Genomic DNA, 17,112 nt, shown 5'->3' on the forward strand with positions numbered 1-17,112 from the left:
AGGCACAAGCCCGGCTTTTCAGCCGGGCAAGGGCGCCGCGAGGGTTGGGCGCGAAGGGATGTGCGTCAGGTCGGTGCGCGGGCGCACACTAATGAGGCGATTACAGCTGGAACTTGCTGACCAGTACATTGAACGAAGTAGCCAGACGGGACAGGTCCTGGCTGGAGGCATTGGTCTGGTGGGCGCCGGCGGCGGTCTGGGTCGACAGGTCCTGGATGTTGAGCAGGTTGCGGTCCACTTCGCGGGCCACCTGCGCCTGTTCCTCCGATGCGGAGGCGATCACCAGGTTACGCTCGTTGATCATCGCCACGCTGGTGGTGATCCGCTGCAGGGCTTGCCCGGCGTTTTGCGCCAAGGCCTGGGTGTCATTGGCCCAGCTCAGGCTCTTGTTCATGGCGGCCACGGCATCATCGGCGCCGAGCTGCACGTCACCAATCATTTTCTCAATGTCGACCGTGGAGGTTTGGGTGCGATGGGCCAATGCCCGCACCTCGTCAGCGACCACCGCGAAACCTCGGCCTTGCTCGCCTGCGCGGGCGGCTTCGATGGCGGCATTGAGGGCCAATAGGTTGGTCTGGTCGGCAATGCTGCGGATGACATCAATGACCTTGCCGATCTCTCGCACCTGGTTGGCGAGATCCGCGACCGACTGCGTCGAATCATTGATCTCGACCACCATCGACTCCATGCCCGACACGGCCTGCTCGACTTGCTGGCGACCTTCCTCCGCTTCGGTGGTGGCCTGCCGGGACGCTTGCGAGGTCGACACCGCATTGCTCGCCACTTCGTCCACCGCCGTGGTCATCTGGTTTACCGCGGTGGCAGCCTGTTGAATTTCGTCATTCTGGCGAGTCAGGCCACGGGTGCTTTCGTCGGTAACCGCGCTCAGTTCTTCGGCGGCCGACGCGAGCTGGTCCGCAGCGTTGGCAATTTCCACCAGGGTGCTTTTCAAGCCGCCTTGCATATCGGACAGCGCCATCAACAGTTGCCCGGCTTCGTCAGTGCGTTCGGTGACGATGGCGTGGGTCAGGTCGCCTTTGGCAATGCGTTGAGCGCTTTCGACCGCTTGTGCGATAGGGCGGGTGATCAGGCGCGTGATCAGCAGGCCGATGGTGATTGCAATGATGAACGCCAGGACGATGCCGCTGATCATCCACGTCAATGCGCTGTCGCGCAGCGCTTCGGCGGCGATTGCGCCTTCTTTGATCTGGCGGTTATTGGACTCGATCATCACGCGGATCAGCTCGCGGGCCTGGCGGAACAGTTCATTATTGGTGGTGTTGAGCTGCGTGCGAGCCTGTTCTGTCTGGCCGCTGTCGAGCATCGAGATAATGCGTTCGGAACTGCTGACATAGTTCGGCCAGATCTGGTCGAGCTTGTCGCCCGCGACGCGTTCGTCATCTTCCAGTGGCGTGGCGCGGTACGTGGCATACGCGGTCTGGCTGCGCTTGAGTTCGCTGGCAATGTCCTGGCGTACGCGGTCGCGGTCTTGTTGATTGACGTTGCCGTTGCTGGCATCGAGTAATCGGTACAGACCACGGTTGTGCGCGACCAGGCCATTGAGCGTGGAGGCCGTATTGCTGACAGACACCAGGTTGTTGGAGAAGGTTAGTTCCAGTGCGTTGGCGAGCCGAACGACACCTTTTATTCCCAGCATCCCGACACCGAGGGTGACAAGCGCACACAAAACGAACGAAAGCAGGAGCTTGGTAGAAATTTTCATGACGTGTATCCGACGAGAATAGAGTGAGGGCTCGCGCTAGAGCCTCCTTGCTCATGGTCGATATCACAATGACATCATGTTTATCGAGGAAGTTTCATGACAGACAAAATGACTGAATCGATACAGCTTTTTGACCACCGCGCGTCTATGCCGATAGGGCACCGCAGGGTGCATCGGGCTACGCTGCAGATGTACCAAGTTGTTACAGAAACGCACCAGATTCAGTTTTTGATGTCAGATGTTTCGTCATTCAGTGAAAGATGAATGCCGCCCTCCAGCGTCGCTGGAGGTGCTCTCCCGCGGTCCAGGAGGCCGCCATGTATCGACGACTGCTTCTTAGTGCTTTATTCGGCCTGACCCTGTCTGCGTGTGTGCCTTACTACGATGGTGGCGCCACTTACTATCGCTCGGAGGTCTATACCGCACCGGCGCCAGCCTATTATTACGGTGGTCCCACTTACTCGTATGGACGCAGTTACTACGCGCCGCCACGGTACTACCAGCCGGCGCCGCGTTATTACCAGCCAGCACCGCGTTATTACCCAAGACCGGCTTACCGGCCGTACCCGAACCAGGGCTGGGGAGGCGGTCACTGGGGCAATGGTGGTCGAGGTCATGGATCCGATCATGGAGGCGGGCGCGGCGGCCACCGGTAGCAGGTTTTGACGTGAGGCGGCGCATTCAGCGCCGCTTTTTTTGTGCTGCCTTTTATCGGTACTGTCAGTTTTAACAGCTATCGTCAGTGTTTCAGATGCGGTTCACTGGCGGAGCGCCGTTGTGCGTATCCAGGGCAACAGTGGGCCAATGGAACCAGCGCCTTATGATCAAACAATTAGCGTGTGCAGTCTTTGTGACGGTAGCCGGGCTTACACCGCTCAAGGCGGAGCAGGGCTGCCCCTATCCCTCATCGGTCAAATACGCGGATGGCTATTTCCAAGCCTCCAGCGGGCAGTCACTGTGGCAAAGCCCTAAAGTTGACGTCGATGATTTCGCCGATCGTTTCATTGGCGCACTCTTCACGCCCGGCAAAGGCCAGGAGCGGGAAAACGGCCACTTGGACAAGTGTGTCTACCGCATGGGCAACGGCCAGATGATGGCTTTGCGGTATGACACACCGGGCAAGCTCGACACCATGTCACTCACGGCCACTTTGCATTGGCAACTCAGCACCGATCCGCTGAATCAGGACGTTTACATCTGCCAGGACAGCCAGCCGGACAATTGTTCATTCACGGTCAGGCGGCTGAAGTAATCACCTGTCAGTAGTCTGATAAGTCGGCCAGGGGATGCCTGCCTTCCCACGCCTTGGTAAAGTGCGCTTGCACCACCGCGTCCGGGACGGTGTTGATATCGGGCCAATGCCAATGGGGCTGCTGGTCCTTGTCGATCAAACGCGCGCGCACGCCTTCGCTGAACTCCGGGTAACGGCAGCAATTGAGACTCAGGGTGTATTCCATCTGGAACACTTGGGCCAAAGACAAGTGGCGAGCCCGCTGGATCTGTTCCCACACCAGATGTGCCGTCAGTGGGCAGCCTTCACTGAGTGTCTTGCCGGCGCGGCTGAAGAGCGGGTCGGCATGCTCGTGCAACGGGCTCAAGGCTCGCCACGCACTGCGCACATCACCCACATCGAGCCACTCATCGATTTGCGCACGGCGTGGTAGCCATTGCGCTTCGGGTTGCTGGCTGATGGCCTCCTGGGCCAACGCCTTGAGCAGGCTGTTGAGCTGCACTGCGGTTTGTTCCTGCCAGTTCAGTTGCAGCAGGCCTTCTATCAACTCTTCTTGCTGGTCATCGCGCAGGAAACGGTCGGCCAGGCCCAGGTCCAGTGCATCACGACCATTGATGTGCGCACCGGTGAGGCCAAGGAATAAACCGAGCTTGCCCGGCAGCCGCGACAGGAACCAACTGGCCCCCACATCCGGGTACAGGCCGATGCTGATCTCGGGCATGGCCAGGCGACTGCTCGGCGTGACGATACGCACCGATGCACTTTGCAGCAGGCCCATGCCCCCGCCCAATACATAGCCGTGGCCCCAGCAAATCAGTGGTTTTGGATAGGTATGCAGGCGATAGTCAAGGCGGTATTCGGCGGCGAAAAACTGCGCGGCCAGGGCGGGCACTTCGCCGGGCAGTTCACGGCAGGCCTGGGCCAGGCTGCGGACTTCGCCGCCGGCGCAAAAGGCTTTTGGCCCATTCCCGCGCAGCAGCACGCAGGCGATGTTCGGGTCTTTGGCCCAGGCATCCAGGCGATCGCTCAAGGCCAGGATCATGGGCAAGGACAGCGCATTCAGAGACTTTTCAGCGTCCAGGCTGGCGATGCCGAGGCGGGCACCGTCGCTGCCGGTCAGCTCTTCGAAGTGCAGGTTCATCGTGACCTCAATCGAGAAAGTGAACGTTCAGTATGAACGCTTCAAAGGAAAGTGCCGGTTGTGTGTCAGATCAATTGACAAGCGGGGTCGGCTTTCCTAGGGTTCGCCCATTCTTTTTTACACGATGAACACACCATGACCGAAGGCGACCGCATCAAACTCGAACCCAGCTGGAAACATGCCCTGCGGGATGAGTTCGACAAGCCCTACATGTCCGAACTGCGCGAGTTCCTGCGCCAGGAGCATGCCGCCGGTAAAGAGATTTACCCGCCGGGCCCGCTGATTTTCAATGCGCTTAACTCCACGCCGCTGGACAAGGTCAAGGTGGTGATCCTCGGCCAAGACCCGTATCACGGCCCGGGCCAGGCCCATGGTCTGTGTTTTTCGGTACAACCGGGCGTGCCGACGCCGCCGTCCCTGGTGAATATTTACAAAGAGCTCAAGCGCGACCTGAACATCGACATTCCCAACCACGGTTGCCTGCAAAGCTGGGCGGATCAGGGCGTGCTGATGCTCAACACCACCATGACCGTAGAGCGTGCCAATGCCAACGCGCATGCCGGTAAAGGCTGGCAGTTCTTTACTGACCGAATTATCGAAGTGGTCAGTGAGCACCAGCCACACCTGGTGTTCCTGTTATGGGGCGCGCATGCGCAAGGCAAGCAGAAGTTGGTGGATGCGACCAAGCACCTGGTGCTGACGTCGGTGCATCCGTCGCCGCTCTCGGCGTATCGCGGGTTTCTGGGGTGCGGGCATTTCAGCCGGACCAACAAGTTTCTTGAGCAGAATGGCGAGACGCCGATCGAGTGGCGGTTGCCGCCTGGTTGAGGGCCATCGCCATCGACGGTGGGAGCGGGCTTGCGCGCTCCCACATTTTAAGCCGTCTCAGGGCTTAAGCGTGGTCTGGCTGGCGGTTCCAGTGCCGGAACAAGGGCTCCGCCAGAAACAGCACAAACAACAAACGCATGACCTGCATCGCCGTCACCAAGGGCACCGACAGTTGCAGGGTCTCGGCGGTGAGGCTCATTTCGGCAATGCCGCCCGGCATCATGCCCAGCGTCAGTGAGCGCAAGTCCAGTTGCGTCATGGCGCTCAAGCCAACTGCCGCCAACGTCGCCAGCGCCATGGTCAACGCCGTACCTACCAGCGTACGCGCCATGAACGACGGTGCTCGACGAAAGAACTGACGGTTGAAGTGGCAGCCCAAACCGCTGCCGATCAGCCATTGGCCGATCTGGCTGCCGCCGTCGGGCAGGCCGATATGCAAGTCCCAGACAACACTGGCAGTCGCGCTGACCAGCAGCGGCCCGAACAGCCACGGGTTGGGTTGGCGCAAACGCTGCCACCCCAATGCCACCAGTGCACCCAGCGGAAACAGCAGCGCCAGCCACATCCAGCTCACGGGCGCCGGATGAAACTGCGGCGCACCGCCTTCGAGCAAATACTTGAAGATCGCCGGCACACACAGCACCACCACCAGCACACGCAAACTCTGCCCCGCCGCGACCCGGCTGAGCACCGCGCCGTTGCGTGCGCCGAGGTTGACCATCTCACCGGAGCCGCCCGGCATGCTGGAGAAAAACGCGGTGGCGCGGTCCTCACCGCTGCGGCGCATCAACCACACGCCGACGATGCTCGACGCGCTGGTGATCAGTGCGCCGAAGAAAATCAGGCCGAAGTGGCTCATCACCTGCTCGATCACCACCGGCGTGAAGTGCAGGCCGATGCCAATGCCGACCACCCACTGGCCGCATTTGCGCCCGCCGGGAATCTCCGCCAACTGCCACGGCGTCAGGCAGCGCACCACAATGATCGCCAGCAACGAGCCGACCATATACGGCAAAGGCCAGCCGACGAGGCTGGCCAGGTAACCGCCGGCCAGGCCGACCAGCGGTGTTGCCCACCAGTGTTTAAAGGTGACCTCAGACATCGGCCAGGGCACGACGCTGCAGGGCACGTTTACGGTAGATACGCACCAGCGGGAAGGCCAGCATCAGCACGGTCAGCACCCACACCCCGAACGTGATCGGGCTTGACCAGAGGATGTCCAGCGCACCGTTGGAGATCGACAGTGCACGGCGCAGGTTTTGCTCCATCAGGCCACCGAGGATAAAGCCCAGCAGGACCGGCGACAGCGGGAAGTCCAGCTTGCGCAGGATGTAACCGAAGATGCCGATGCCGACCATCAGGAACAGGTCGAAGGTGGTGGCGTGAACCGCGTACACACCGATCGCGGTGATGATGGCGATTACCGGCACCAGCGCCCAGTTCGGTACGGCGAGGATGCGCGTGAAGATGCGGATCATCGGGATGTTGAGGATCACCAGCATGATGTTGGCGACAAACAACGAAGCGATCAGGCCCCAGACGATGTCCGGCTGTTGTTGGAACAGCAGTGGACCGGGGGTGATGTTGTACAGCGACAGGGCGCCGATCATCACTGCCGTGGTGCCCGAGCCGGGCACGCCCAGGGTCAGCATCGGCACCAGGGCGCCGCAGGCGGAAGCGCCGATCGCGGTTTCCGGAGCGGCGAGGCCGCGCATGTCACCCTGGCCGAATTTGCCGCTGGCACCCGCCAGGCGTTTCTCGGTCATGTAGGCAACGGCTGACGCCAGTGTTGCACCGGCACCTGGCAATACGCCCATGATGAAACCCAGCAGGCCGCAGCGGATGTTAACCACGAACACCGAGGACGCTTCCTTCAGGTTGAACATCATCCGCCCGGTGGCTTTCACCGCTTCCTGGCCACGGTGGGTTTTTTCCAGCAGCAAAAGAATCTCGCTGATGGAGAACAGGCCCAGCACCAACACCACGAATTGAATGCCGTCGGTGAGGTGGATGTTGTCGCCGGTAAAGCGGTACACGCCGCTGTTGGCGTCGATACCGACGGCCGACAGGAACAGGCCGATCAGCGCCGCAACAAAGGTCTTCAGCGGTTTGTCACCGGCCATGCCGCCGAGGCAGACAATTGCGAAGACCATCAGTACGAAATATTCCGCCGGGCCGAAGGCAATCGCCCATTTGGCCAGCAATGGGGCAAACAGCACCATGCCGCAGGTGGCGATGAACGCGCCGATGAATGAACTCCATGCCGACAACGACAGTGCGACACCGGCCAGGCCTTTGCGGGCCATCGGGTAGCCGTCGAGGGTGGTCATCACGGTGGAGGCTTCGCCAGGAATGTTCAACAGGATCGAGCTGATACGCCCGCCGTACTCGCAGCCCAGGTACACCGCTGCCAGCAGGATCAACGCCGATTCCGGCGGCAGGCCCAGGGCGAACGCGATGGGGATCAACAAGGCCACGCCGTTGATCGGGCCCAGGCCCGGCAGCAGGCCGACCACGGTGCCGATCAAGGTGCCGCACAGCGCGGTCACCAGGTTGTAAGGGGTCAGTGCAACGCCGAAGCCCTGGCCCAAATAGCTGAACGTATCCATATCAGTTCTCCAGAACTTCGAGCAGGCCGAGGGGCAGCGGTACATCCATGGCTTTATCGAACAGCAGGTAAAGGCCGATGGCCATCAGGCTGACGATCACCAGGCTGGGCATCCAACGGCCGCCATACAGGCGCGCCATCGGGATGCCGATCAGCATGCTGCTGAGGATGAAACCCAGGGACTCGAAGGTCGCCGCAAACACGATCAACAAGGTGACGCAGATACCGATCTTGACCAGCGTGTCGCGGTCCAGGGCGGGTTCTTCCTCGGTGTGTTGGGTCGGTTGTGGGCGAAACAGCATGTAGATCAGGCCCAGGCTCATCAGCCCGAGCATCAGCAGCGGGTAGGCGCGAGGCCCGACCGGCTCGTAGGAAAATGCCGCCTGATACGGCCAGGCCATCAGTGCCAGACCGGCGCAGGCCAGCAGCATCACCGCGGCGAAAATGCGTTGTAAGAGCATGTGCAACTCCTGGGCCGCGCCCTCCATTGATGAAGGCGCGGCCGCGCGAAAGAGGGGCGTTTACTGGATCAGGTCGAACTCTTTGGCCAGCACTTTGTAGTCAGCCACCTGTTTCTTCACGTAGGTGTCCAGCTCCGGGCCGGTCAAGGCGAACGGGAACAGCTCGCGCTGGTCACGCAGCTTGGCGAATTCCTCGGAGGCCAGCAGCTTGTCGAATGCCTCTTTCCACCACGCGTAGTCGGCGTCGCTGACCTTTGGCCCGAGGTAGAAGCCGCGGACGACCGGCCAGACGATGTCGTAGCCTTGCTCTTTGGCGGTAGGAATGTTCTTCATTTCTGGCTCGTCCAGGCGCTCTTCGGCGAACACCGCGAGCAGGCGCATGTCGCCGCTGAGGATGTGCGGCATGGAGTCGGAGATGTCGGTACTGCCCACCTGGATATGGCCGCCGAGCAGGGCGGTAGCGATTTCACCGCCGCCTTCGAGGGCCACATAGCGCAGCTCACGCGGGTTGATCCCGGCGGCTTTGGCGATCAGCGCGGTTTGCATCCAGTCCTGACTGCCGACGGTGCCACCGGAACCGATCACCACGCTGCCTGGATCTTTCTTCAAGGCTTTTACGAGATCGTCGAGGCTCTTGTAGGGCGAATCGCTTTTGACTGCGATGGCCCCGTAACTGGTGCCCACCGCCGCCAACCAGCGCACGGCGCTTTCATCGAAGCGGCCGAATTTGCCTTGGGCCAGGTTCAACAGGGAACCGCTGGACCAGGCCACCAGCGTGCCCGCGTCCGCCGGGCGCTGTGCTACCACCGCGTTATAGGCCACCGCGCCCACGCCGCCAGGCATGTAGGTGACGCGCATCGGCTTGCTCAGCAACTTCTCGTTGACCAGCGCGCTTTGCGCCAGTTTGCAGGTCAGGTCAAAACCACCGCCGGGTGAGGCCGGGGCGATGCACTCCGGGCGTTTCGGTTCGTCGGTGGCCAGCAGTTGGCCGGCGAACAGCATGCAACCGGCGGCGAGGGCCAATTTACGCAGTGAATAGGTCATTTTTATCTCCGTCTTTGTTGTTATTAGAGGCTTCTTACCAAAGTGCGAGGCTATAACTCACCAGCACACGCACTTCATCCGCATCACGGGCCGAATAGTTGGAACGGTACGTGGCATTACGCAGGCGCAGGGCGACATCCTTGAATGTGCCGCTTTGCACGATGTAGCGGATCTCGCTGTTGCGTTCCCACTCTTTGCCGGTCTCACCGTTCCTGAGCTTGATGTTGTCACCCGACAGGTAACGGCTCATGAAACTCAGGCCGGGAATCCCCAGCTTGGCGAAATCGTAGTCGTAGCGCGCTTGCCAGGAGCGTTCTTCAGCGCCGGCAAAGTCGTTGATCTGCACGAAGTTGACAAGGTACGGATCGCTCCCATCCACGTAGGGAAAGGCGCTATCGCCAGACATGTGCTGGTAGCCGGCGCTGAGCTTATGGCCGTTGAGGGCATAGCTGAACAGACCGTTGAGGGATGTGTTGTCGATCTTGCCGCCACGGGCGCTGCCGGTGTCATCGCTGATGGCCACGCGCAGGTCGGCGCCGAAGGTGCCAGGCCCCAATGGGCGTGCGGCCACCAGGCCGAGGAAGTGCTGACGGTAGACGTCGTCGAGTTGGGCGAAGTGGTAGCTGCCGGTGATTTTGTCGGCGAACTTGTAGTCCACGCCACCGAAGTTGAAGTGCTTGCCGGTGGCACCGCTGACGAAGCGGCTGTTCTTGTTGTTGAGGGCGATGTCTTCGTAGTCGGTGGAGTCGCGGTCCTTGGCTTTGTCCAGGCGGCCACCGGTAAACACCAGGTTCTTGAATTCTTTCGAGGTCAGCAATCCGCCGTTGAAGGTCTGCGGCAGAATGCGGCCGTCATTGGGTTTGAGGATCGGCAGTTCGGGGATCAGCGCGCCGATTTTGAGCTCGGTAGCGGAGATTTTCACTTTGCCGGTCAGGCCGAGTTTGGCGTATTCGTCGACAGCCCGACCGTTGTCGGTGGGCAGCAGGCCAGAGCCGGTGCGGTCGGGGCTGGAGTCGAGCTTGACGCCGAGCATGCCCAATGCATCCACGCCAAAGCCGACGGTGCCGTCGGTGTAGCCCGATTGCAGGTTGAGCATGAAACCCTGGGCCCATTCATCGCGTTTGGATTGCTGCGCACTCGTGCCGTCGCGGAAGTCGCGGTTGAAGTACATGTTGCGGGTTTCAAGGGTGGCGCTGCTGTCTTCGAAGAAGGCAGCCTGGCTCAGCGGCGAAAAGCCGGCAAGGGCCGTGGCGCTGGCAAGGGCGGTCTGGGTAAGGCGAGAAAAACGAACAGGCGGGCAAGCCTGGGGCTGTGTCGACAGCATCGTTGTGCACTCCGTTATTGTTCTTATTTTGGCGAAAACGCTTCAAGGCGTTTTTCTGGCGCTACGGATCAGGTAGCTCGGCGGGCTTTACCCACCGTGACTGGATGCTAAAGGGCGAAGCTTTCACTAACCTTTCAGCTGTCTTTCAATGTTTTCGGGCTTCACAGGGCAGGCGGCGCCTGTAAACTGCCCGCCAAAGCGTGGCGTCGACCATGCCAGAATGAGGTGAAAAACCATGCGTGTCCTCTTGGTTGAAGACCATTTGCAACTTGCCGAAAGTGTTGCCCAGGCGCTCAAGAGCACGGGTTTGACCGTCGACGTGTTGCACGATGGGGTGGCCGCGGACCTGGCCTTGAGCAGCGAGGAGTACGCGGTGGTGATCCTCGATGTGGGGCTGCCGCGCATGGACGGTTTCGAGGTGTTGGCGCGTCTGCGGGCGCGTGGGAAAAATCTGCCGGTGCTGATGCTCACGGCGCGCAGTGATGTCAAAGACCGCGTGCATGGCCTGAACCTGGGGGCCGATGATTATCTCGCCAAGCCGTTTGAACTGACCGAGCTGGAAGCCCGGGTCAAGGCGCTGTTGCGCCGCAGTGTATTGGGTGGCGAGCGTCAGCAGGCGTGCGGCGTGTTGATCTATGACCTGGATACCCGGCGTTTCACGGTGGGTGGCGAGCTGCTGACATTGACTTCCCGCGAGCAAGCGGTGCTTGAAGCGCTGATCGCCCGGCCGGGTCGCGTGATGAGCAAAGAGCAACTGGCCGCCCAGGTCTTCGGTCTGGATGAAGAAGCCAGCCCCGACGCCATCGAAATCTACGTGCACCGCCTGCGCAAGAAGCTCGATGGCCAACCCATTGCCATTGTGACGTTCCGCGGCCTCGGCTATTTGCTGGAAGCCCGCGATGCATAAGCCCAGCAGCCTGCGCTGGCGCCTGCTGTGGAACCTGGCGCTGTTGCTGGTGGTGTTGATGCTGGCCAGCGGCATGAGTGCCTACTGGAATGGTCGCGAAGCCGCCGACACCGCCTATGACCGCACCTTGCTGGCCTCGGCGCGGACCATCGCGGCTGGCTTGACCCAGGTCGACGGCACCTTGAGCGCGAACGTGCCTTATGTGGCGCTGGACACCTTCGCCTACGACAGCGCCGGGCGCATTTATTACCAGGTCAATGACATCAATCAGAAGCTGATTTCGGGCTACGAAAACCTCCCGGGTCCACCGCCCGGCACGCCGCGCACCGACGACTACCCGGCGTTGGCGCGGTTCTATAACGCCATGTACCAGGGCCAGCATGTACGCGTGGTCAGCCTGCTCAAAGCGGTCTCGGAACCCAACATGAATGGCATGGCGGAAATTCGTGTCGCGGAAACCGATGAGGCGCGCGAAAGCATGGCCCGCAGCCTGATGGCCGATACGTTATTGCGTTTGGGCATGCTGGCCGTCGGCGCGTTGCTGCTGGTGTGGTATGCCGTGAGTGCGGCGCTGCGGCCGTTGGAGCGTCTGCGTACGGCAGTGGAAGAACGTCAGCCCGACGACTTGCGGCCGTTGCCGCTGGTGGAGGTGCAACACGAGTTCGGCCCGCTGGTGCGCTCCCTCAACCATTTTACCGAGCGTTTGCGCGGCCAGTTTGAGCGTCAGGCGCAGTTTATCGCCGACGCCGCTCACGAACTGCGCACTCCGCTGGCAGCGCTCAAGGCCCGGCTGGAGCTGGGCCTGCGCAGCAGTGACCCGGCGACGTGGCGCAGTACCTTGGAAACTGCCGCCCAAGGCACCGACCGCTTGACCCATTTGGCCAACCAACTGTTATCCCTGGCACGTATCGAAAACGGCGCCCGGGCAATTGCCGAAGGTGGCGCACAATTGCTCGACCTCAGCCAACTGGCACGGGAACTGGGCATGGCCATGGCACCGCTGGCCCACGCACGGGGCGTTGCCTTGGCATTGGAGGCAGACGAACCGGTGTGGCTGCGCGGTGAGCCGACCTTGCTGAATGAGCTGCTGAGCAACCTGGTGGATAACGCCCTGGCCCACACGCCGCCGGGTGGGAATGTGATCTTGCGGGTAACCGCGCCGGCCATCCTCGAAGTTGAAGATGATGGCCCGGGTATTCCGCTGGATGAACGGGACCGCGTGTTTGAGCGTTTCTATCGCCGCAGCCAGCAGGGCATGGGCTCAGGCTTGGGGCTGGCGATTGTCGGGGAGATCTGCCGCGCGCACCTGGCGCAGATCAGCCTGCATGACGGTGAGTTGGCGGGGTTGAAGGTGCGGGTGAGTTTTATCGCGGGTTGATCAGTAAAACATCGAGCGCGCTTCATCCAGCTCGGCACGCAGGGCCTCGCTGTACGGGTCGAGGCGCAGCTTCTGGATCGCCGGCAGGCCGGAAACGGACACATTCGCCAGCGGATGGTCGGTGCCTCGGTGGCAATACAGCACGGCGACCTGCACCAGGTCGATGTAGTCCAGGCTCGCGGAGTCGCGCTCCAGGTCCAGGTATTGCCCGGGCAGCTTCGCCAGCATCTCCGGGAAGTCCCAGCCACCGAGCAGCTTGTCCCCAAGCAACGGGTGGATGCTCTCGATGACATGGTTGAGGCTGACGGGGTCGGCGAGCAGTTCGTAGTGGTCTTCGGCGTACGTGAGAATCGGCAGCACGCCAATCTGATGCACCAGCCCGCCGAGGGCCGCCTGGTCGGGCTTGAGATGGCTGTGGCTGCGGCACAACACGTAACTCACACCCGCCACTTCCAGGCTGCGGCGCCACACTTCGCGCATTTTAAGTTCGACGACTTCGGAGCGGGCATGGAAGATTTGTTCCATCACCAGGCCGATGGCCAGGTTGCTGCTGTAGTTGGTGCCCAGCCGGGTGATGGCGGTGTGCAGGTCGGTCACTTCCTGGGTCGCGCGCAGCAGCGGGCTATTGACCACTTTGATCAGGCGCGCCGACAGGGCGGTATCGCGACCGATCACTTTGCTCAAGTGGCTGATGCTGATCTCCGGGTCTTCGGCGGCCTGACGAATTTTCAGGGCCACTTCCGGTAATGTCGGCAGAACCAGGTCATCGTTGTCGATGGCCTTCACCAAAGCCTGTTGGACTTTTTCCGCCAGCTTGTTCATTCATGCTCTCTAGGGTGTTGCAAAAAGGTACGGCGATTAACGCTGGATCTCTTTATCGCGATCCAGTTGGTAAGGCACATCGAGCACGTGCAAGCCGGGTCCTTCCAGAGTGCCTAAGTGCACATCGCCGCTCTCGGCTGCTTCGGCTTGCAGCACGGCCAGAAGTTCAATCGATTGATCAGCTTTTGCCGCGATCACGACTTCACCGATCGCGCTGTTGTGGTTGGGCGAGAACAACGCAGTGCCTGGCTCGGGCAGTTCAGCCGCATCGAGGCTCAGGCGGTACAGGCGACGCTTGAGCTTGCCCAGATACTGCATGCGCGCAACGATTTCCTGACCGGTGTAGCAGCCTTTCTTGAAGCTGACGCCGCCGACGGCCTGCAGGTTGAGCATCTGCGGGATGAACAGTTCGCGGGTCTGCGGCATGACCTGGCCAATACCGGCGCGGATCTGGCCCAGCAGCCATTCATTCAAGTCAGCGTGTTGCAGTTGACTAGCCAATTGATTGCGTACGGTTTCCGCTTGCTCGGCCGGCACCCAAAGCTCAGCGCGGGTGGGAGAGACGCGAATGGCGATCAATGTATCTGTGCGCGCGACGCTGTCGGTCTCGGCCGGCAGCTCAAGGCCAAGAGTCACCAGGGCCGGGTCTGCATTCGATAGGCCGAAACGGACCCAGGCAGGGCTTTCGTCGGTGAGCTTGGATTTGGAGAACACCGCGTATTTTTTCAGATCGGCCAGTTGCGGTTCGAGCAGTTCGGTGGCCATGGCCATGAGCACGCCATCACCTTGCAGCAGGATGCGAAAACTCGACTGCATGCGGCCTTTTTGCGTGCAACGCGCGCCCAGGCTGGCCTGGGTGTCGCTCAGGTAGTTGAGGTTGCAGGTCAGTTGCCCTTGCAGGAACTTGGCAGCGTCGGAGCCGCGGACGGCGAGAACGCCTTCGTGGTGCAGGGCGCAGAAAAAAGCAGAGTCGGCCATGGGTCATCGCAGGTCAAAAAGTCATGCGTGCATCATAGAGGGGCGTTCGGTAAATGGATAGTTTCCGTATGGGGCGACCAAAGCCGACTGTTCCACTGCCGTCTGGGCTGTATACTTGCGCCCTATTTGAGGAGCGCTCCATGGTCGAAGAAGTAGAAATCAATCGCCTCTACTGGCACAGCCGTCGCGGCATGCTGGAGTTGGACGTGTTGCTGGTGCCTTTCACCAGAGAGGTGTACAAGACGCTCAATCAGGTGGATCGCGAACTCTACGAGCGGCTGCTGACTTGCGAAGACCAGGACATGTTCGGCTGGTTCATGGAACGCGCCGAATCTGAAGATCCGGAGCTGCAGCGCATGGTTCGTAAGATTCTGGACCGTGTCCAGCCCAAGTAATCGCTTCGAATGCCGCTGGCAGGCCTCTCGGCTGTTGCTGGCGGCGTATCTGCTCGCCCAGTTGTTTGCGCTGGGCGCTTTGCTGGTTGTTGATTTACCTTTCTCCAGCGTTGGCATCTTGGTGTGCCTGGCTCACGCTGCGTGGGTCTTACCGCGTCATATCCTGCTGACCCACCGTTCGTCGATTCGTGGCCTGCGCCGTGATGAAGACGGCTGGCAGTTGTTCAGCCATGAGCGAGGCTGGCACAGTGTTCAGCTACGTCCCGATAGCCTGGCATTGCCGCTGATCGTGGTACTGCGCTATCGGGTGCAGGGCGAATGGCGGGTGCGCTCGATCTGTGTGCCGATGGACTCGCAGGCCGCCGATGTGCATCGGCGCCTGCGGGTGCGCTTGAAGTTCAGCCGCCGTAGGTGGTTGGCACCAGAATAGTGTCGCGCGCCTCAGGCAACATCTGCGGATAGTCGAGGGTGTAATGCAGGCCGCGACTTTCCTTGCGCTCCATGGCTGAGCGGATCATCAACTCGGCAACCTGGGCCAGGTTGCGCAACTCGATCAAATCGCGGCTGACCTTATAGTTGCTGTAGAACTCGTCAATCTCATCCAGCAGCAACCGCACGCGGTGTTGAGCGCGTTGCAGACGCTTGTTGGTGCGCACAATGCCGACGTAGTCCCACATGAAGCGACGCAGTTCGTCCCAGTTGTGGGCGATGATCACGTCTTCGTCCGAGTCGGTCACCTGGCTGGCGTCCCAGCGCGGCAAGGCGGCGGGCACGGGGATGCGTGGCAGTTGCTCGAGGATGTCGGCTGCCGCAGAGCGGGCGTAGACAAAACATTCGAGCAGTGAGTTGCTCGCCATGCGGTTGGCGCCGTGCAGGCCGGTAAAACTGGTTTCGCCAATCGCATACAGGCCGGGCACGTCGGTGCGGCCATGCTGGTCGACCATCACGCCGCCGCAAGTGTAGTGCGCGGCCGGTACCACGGGGATCGGGCCTTTGGTGATATCGATGTTGAACGCCAGGCAGCGCTCGTAGACGGTGGGGAAGTGCGTCTTGATGAAGGCTTCGGGCTTGTGGCTGATGTCGAGGTAGACGCAGTCGATGCCCAGGCGCTTCATCTCGTGGTCGATGGCGCGGGCGACGATATCCCGTGGTGCCAGTTCGGCGCGGGGGTCAAAGCGCTGCATGAAACGCTCGCCATTCGGCAGTTTCAGGTGCGCGCCTTCACCGCGCAGGGCTTCGGTGATCAGGAAACTCTTGGCTTGCGGGTGATACAGGCAGGTGGGGTGGAACTGATTGAATTCCAGATTGGCCACCCGGCAGCCCGAACGCCAGGCCATGGCGATGCCATCACCGCAGGCGCCATCGGGGTTACTGGTGTAGAGGTAGACCTTGGCCGCGCCGCCCGAGGCGAGAATGGTGAAGCGTGCGCCGTAGGTGTCGACTTCGCCGCTGGCGCGATTGAGCACATAGGCCCCGAGGCAGCGTTCGCCGTCCAGGCCCAGGCGTTTTTCGGTGATCAGGTCAACGGCGACGCGTTGCTCCAGCAATTCGATGTTGGGGCGTTGGCGGGCCTGGTCGAGCAGGGTCTTGAAGATTGCCGCGCCAGTGGCATCGGCGGCGTGGATGATGCGGCGGTGGCTGTGGCCGCCTTCACGGGTCAGGTGAAACTCGAAACCACCGTCGTCACTGCCCGCGTGTTCATCACGGGTGAACGGCACCCCCTGGTCGATCAGCCATTGGATGGCTTCACGGCTGTGCTCGACGGTGAAGCGCACGGCGTCTTCGTTGCACAGGCCGCCGCCGGCGTTGAGGGTGTCTTCGACGTGGGATTGCACCGTGTCGGTGTCGTCCAGTACCGCCGCGACACCGCCTTGGGCCCAGAATGTCGAGCCGTTGGCCAGATCGCCCTTGCTCAGAACGGCAATGCGCAGGTGGCTGGGCAGGGTCAGTGCCAGACTCAAGCCGGCCGCGCCGCTGCCAATCACCAGGACATCGTGTTGAAACTGTTGGCTCATTTGAAGGATTCCGCAAAAAGCGATCCACAGGGGGTGGCGCAAACAGGACGCCTGGATCGGCGAATCAAAGGGTCACACGGGCCACTAGTATATAGAGGGGGGGAGCGGCACAATAGCCGGGCATTCGTGGCAATGTGAAATTACGGTGCACGGCGAGGGGCTGACTGACTGGTTATTGAGGTGGGAACTTTTTGCATAAGCCCCGACTCAATAGCAGGTTGCCCGAAAGCTGGGAAAACGTTGAGTTTATTGGCCCG

General features: G+C 61.1%; 17 protein-coding genes and 1 pseudogene. 7 read left to right on the forward strand and 11 right to left on the reverse strand.

Features of this window, described 5'->3' with window-relative positions; translation table 11 throughout:
* Positions 1-100: 100 nt before the first annotated feature.
* Together CPH89_RS30930 and CPH89_RS30935 are read right to left on the reverse strand one after the other, a co-directional pair.
* Entirely contained in the window at positions 101-979 is an 879-nt protein-coding gene (locus CPH89_RS30930) for a methyl-accepting chemotaxis protein (protein WP_408634343.1), read from the reverse strand.
* Positions 980-1,006: 27 nt separating this feature from the next.
* Positions 1,007-1,723, reverse strand: a pseudogene (locus tag CPH89_RS30935) (MCP four helix bundle domain-containing protein); the annotation flags it as partial.
* Between the two features lie 317 nt (positions 1,724-2,040).
* On the opposite strand from CPH89_RS30935, the gene CPH89_RS30605 reads away from it, so the two are divergent.
* A complete protein-coding gene (locus CPH89_RS30605; protein WP_073637176.1) occupies positions 2,041-2,379 on the forward strand; it encodes a hypothetical protein in 339 nt (112 codons plus the stop codon).
* Positions 2,380-2,543: 164 nt separating this feature from the next.
* Positions 2,544-2,975, forward strand: a complete 432-nt coding sequence (locus tag CPH89_RS18205) for a DUF3757 domain-containing protein (RefSeq protein WP_053254881.1) — start codon at positions 2,544-2,546, stop codon at positions 2,973-2,975.
* A 7-nt stretch (positions 2,976-2,982) separates the two neighbouring features.
* Here the strand turns inward: CPH89_RS18205 and CPH89_RS18210 are convergent, their stop codons facing one another.
* A complete protein-coding gene (locus tag CPH89_RS18210) occupies positions 2,983-4,095 on the reverse strand; it encodes an enoyl-CoA hydratase/isomerase DspII (protein ID WP_053254882.1) in 1,113 nt (370 codons plus the stop codon).
* 135 nt (positions 4,096-4,230) lie between these two features.
* Between CPH89_RS18210 and ung the strand changes: the two genes are divergently transcribed.
* Entirely contained in the window at positions 4,231-4,923 is a 693-nt protein-coding gene (gene ung / locus CPH89_RS18215) for a uracil-DNA glycosylase (RefSeq protein ID WP_053254883.1), read from the forward strand.
* Positions 4,924-4,987: 64 nt separating this feature from the next.
* On the opposite strand, the gene CPH89_RS18220 is transcribed toward ung, so the two are convergent.
* The 5 genes from CPH89_RS18220 to CPH89_RS18240 are packed head-to-tail and all read right to left on the reverse strand — an operon-like array spanning position 4,988 to position 10,360.
* The gene (locus tag CPH89_RS18220) at positions 4,988-6,025 is read right to left on the reverse strand and encodes an AbrB family transcriptional regulator (protein WP_053254884.1); all 1,038 of its coding nucleotides are present in this window, start codon (positions 6,023-6,025) and stop codon (positions 4,988-4,990) included.
* On the reverse strand, positions 6,018-7,532 hold the full coding sequence (locus tag CPH89_RS18225) for a tripartite tricarboxylate transporter permease (protein WP_053254885.1): 1,515 nt from the start codon (positions 7,530-7,532) through the stop codon (positions 6,018-6,020). The genes CPH89_RS18220 and CPH89_RS18225 overlap by 8 nt, the downstream gene beginning before the upstream one ends.
* Position 7,533: 1 nt before the next feature.
* Complete coding sequence (locus CPH89_RS18230; RefSeq protein WP_053254886.1) at positions 7,534-7,992, reverse strand: tripartite tricarboxylate transporter TctB family protein; 459 nt, start codon at positions 7,990-7,992, stop codon at positions 7,534-7,536.
* Positions 7,993-8,052: 60 nt separating this feature from the next.
* Positions 8,053-9,036: a Bug family tripartite tricarboxylate transporter substrate binding protein gene (locus CPH89_RS18235; RefSeq protein ID WP_053254887.1), complete on the reverse strand. Its 984-nt coding sequence runs from the start codon at positions 9,034-9,036 to the stop codon at positions 8,053-8,055.
* Positions 9,037-9,070: 34 nt separating this feature from the next.
* A complete protein-coding gene (locus CPH89_RS18240; RefSeq protein WP_053254888.1) occupies positions 9,071-10,360 on the reverse strand; it encodes an OprD family porin in 1,290 nt (429 codons plus the stop codon).
* A 235-nt stretch (positions 10,361-10,595) separates the two neighbouring features.
* Here CPH89_RS18240 and CPH89_RS18245 point away from each other — a divergent pair, with 235 nt between their 5' ends.
* Both CPH89_RS18245 and CPH89_RS18250 read left to right on the forward strand, forming a co-directional pair.
* Positions 10,596-11,267 carry a response regulator gene (locus CPH89_RS18245; RefSeq protein ID WP_053254889.1) on the forward strand — a complete coding sequence of 224 codons (672 nt, stop codon included), beginning with the start codon at positions 10,596-10,598 and terminating at the stop codon, positions 11,265-11,267.
* Positions 11,260-12,645 carry a sensor histidine kinase gene (locus tag CPH89_RS18250; protein WP_053254890.1) on the forward strand — a complete coding sequence of 462 codons (1,386 nt, stop codon included), beginning with the start codon at positions 11,260-11,262 and terminating at the stop codon, positions 12,643-12,645. The genes CPH89_RS18245 and CPH89_RS18250 overlap by 8 nt, the downstream gene beginning before the upstream one ends.
* Here CPH89_RS18250 and CPH89_RS18255 read toward each other — a convergent pair whose 3' ends face one another.
* Positions 12,646-13,467, reverse strand: coding sequence for an HDOD domain-containing protein (locus CPH89_RS18255; RefSeq protein WP_053254891.1), 822 nt, complete (start codon positions 13,465-13,467; stop codon positions 12,646-12,648). It abuts the gene before it with no gap.
* Between the two features lie 36 nt (positions 13,468-13,503).
* The gene (ygfZ, locus tag CPH89_RS18260; protein WP_053254892.1) at positions 13,504-14,445 is read right to left on the reverse strand and encodes a CAF17-like 4Fe-4S cluster assembly/insertion protein YgfZ; all 942 of its coding nucleotides are present in this window, start codon (positions 14,443-14,445) and stop codon (positions 13,504-13,506) included.
* Between the two features lie 140 nt (positions 14,446-14,585).
* On the opposite strand from ygfZ, the gene CPH89_RS18265 reads away from it, so the two are divergent.
* Together CPH89_RS18265 and CPH89_RS18270 are read left to right on the forward strand one after the other, a co-directional pair.
* Positions 14,586-14,840 carry an FAD assembly factor SdhE gene (locus CPH89_RS18265; protein ID WP_053254893.1) on the forward strand — a complete coding sequence of 85 codons (255 nt, stop codon included), beginning with the start codon at positions 14,586-14,588 and terminating at the stop codon, positions 14,838-14,840.
* Positions 14,824-15,270 (forward strand): protein YgfX, encoded by a 447-nt coding sequence (locus CPH89_RS18270; protein ID WP_053254894.1) that lies wholly within the window; start codon positions 14,824-14,826, stop codon positions 15,268-15,270. The genes CPH89_RS18265 and CPH89_RS18270 overlap by 17 nt, the downstream gene beginning before the upstream one ends.
* On the opposite strand, the gene nadB is transcribed toward CPH89_RS18270, so the two are convergent.
* Positions 15,239-16,855: an L-aspartate oxidase gene (nadB, locus tag CPH89_RS18275; protein ID WP_053254895.1), complete on the reverse strand. Its 1,617-nt coding sequence runs from the start codon at positions 16,853-16,855 to the stop codon at positions 15,239-15,241. The genes CPH89_RS18270 and nadB overlap by 32 nt on opposite strands.
* Positions 16,856-17,112: the final 257 nt, after the last annotated feature.

Source organism: Pseudomonas fluorescens (genome assembly GCF_900215245.1).
In the GTDB taxonomy this organism is placed as follows: Bacteria; Pseudomonadota; Gammaproteobacteria; order Pseudomonadales; family Pseudomonadaceae; genus Aquipseudomonas; species Aquipseudomonas fluorescens.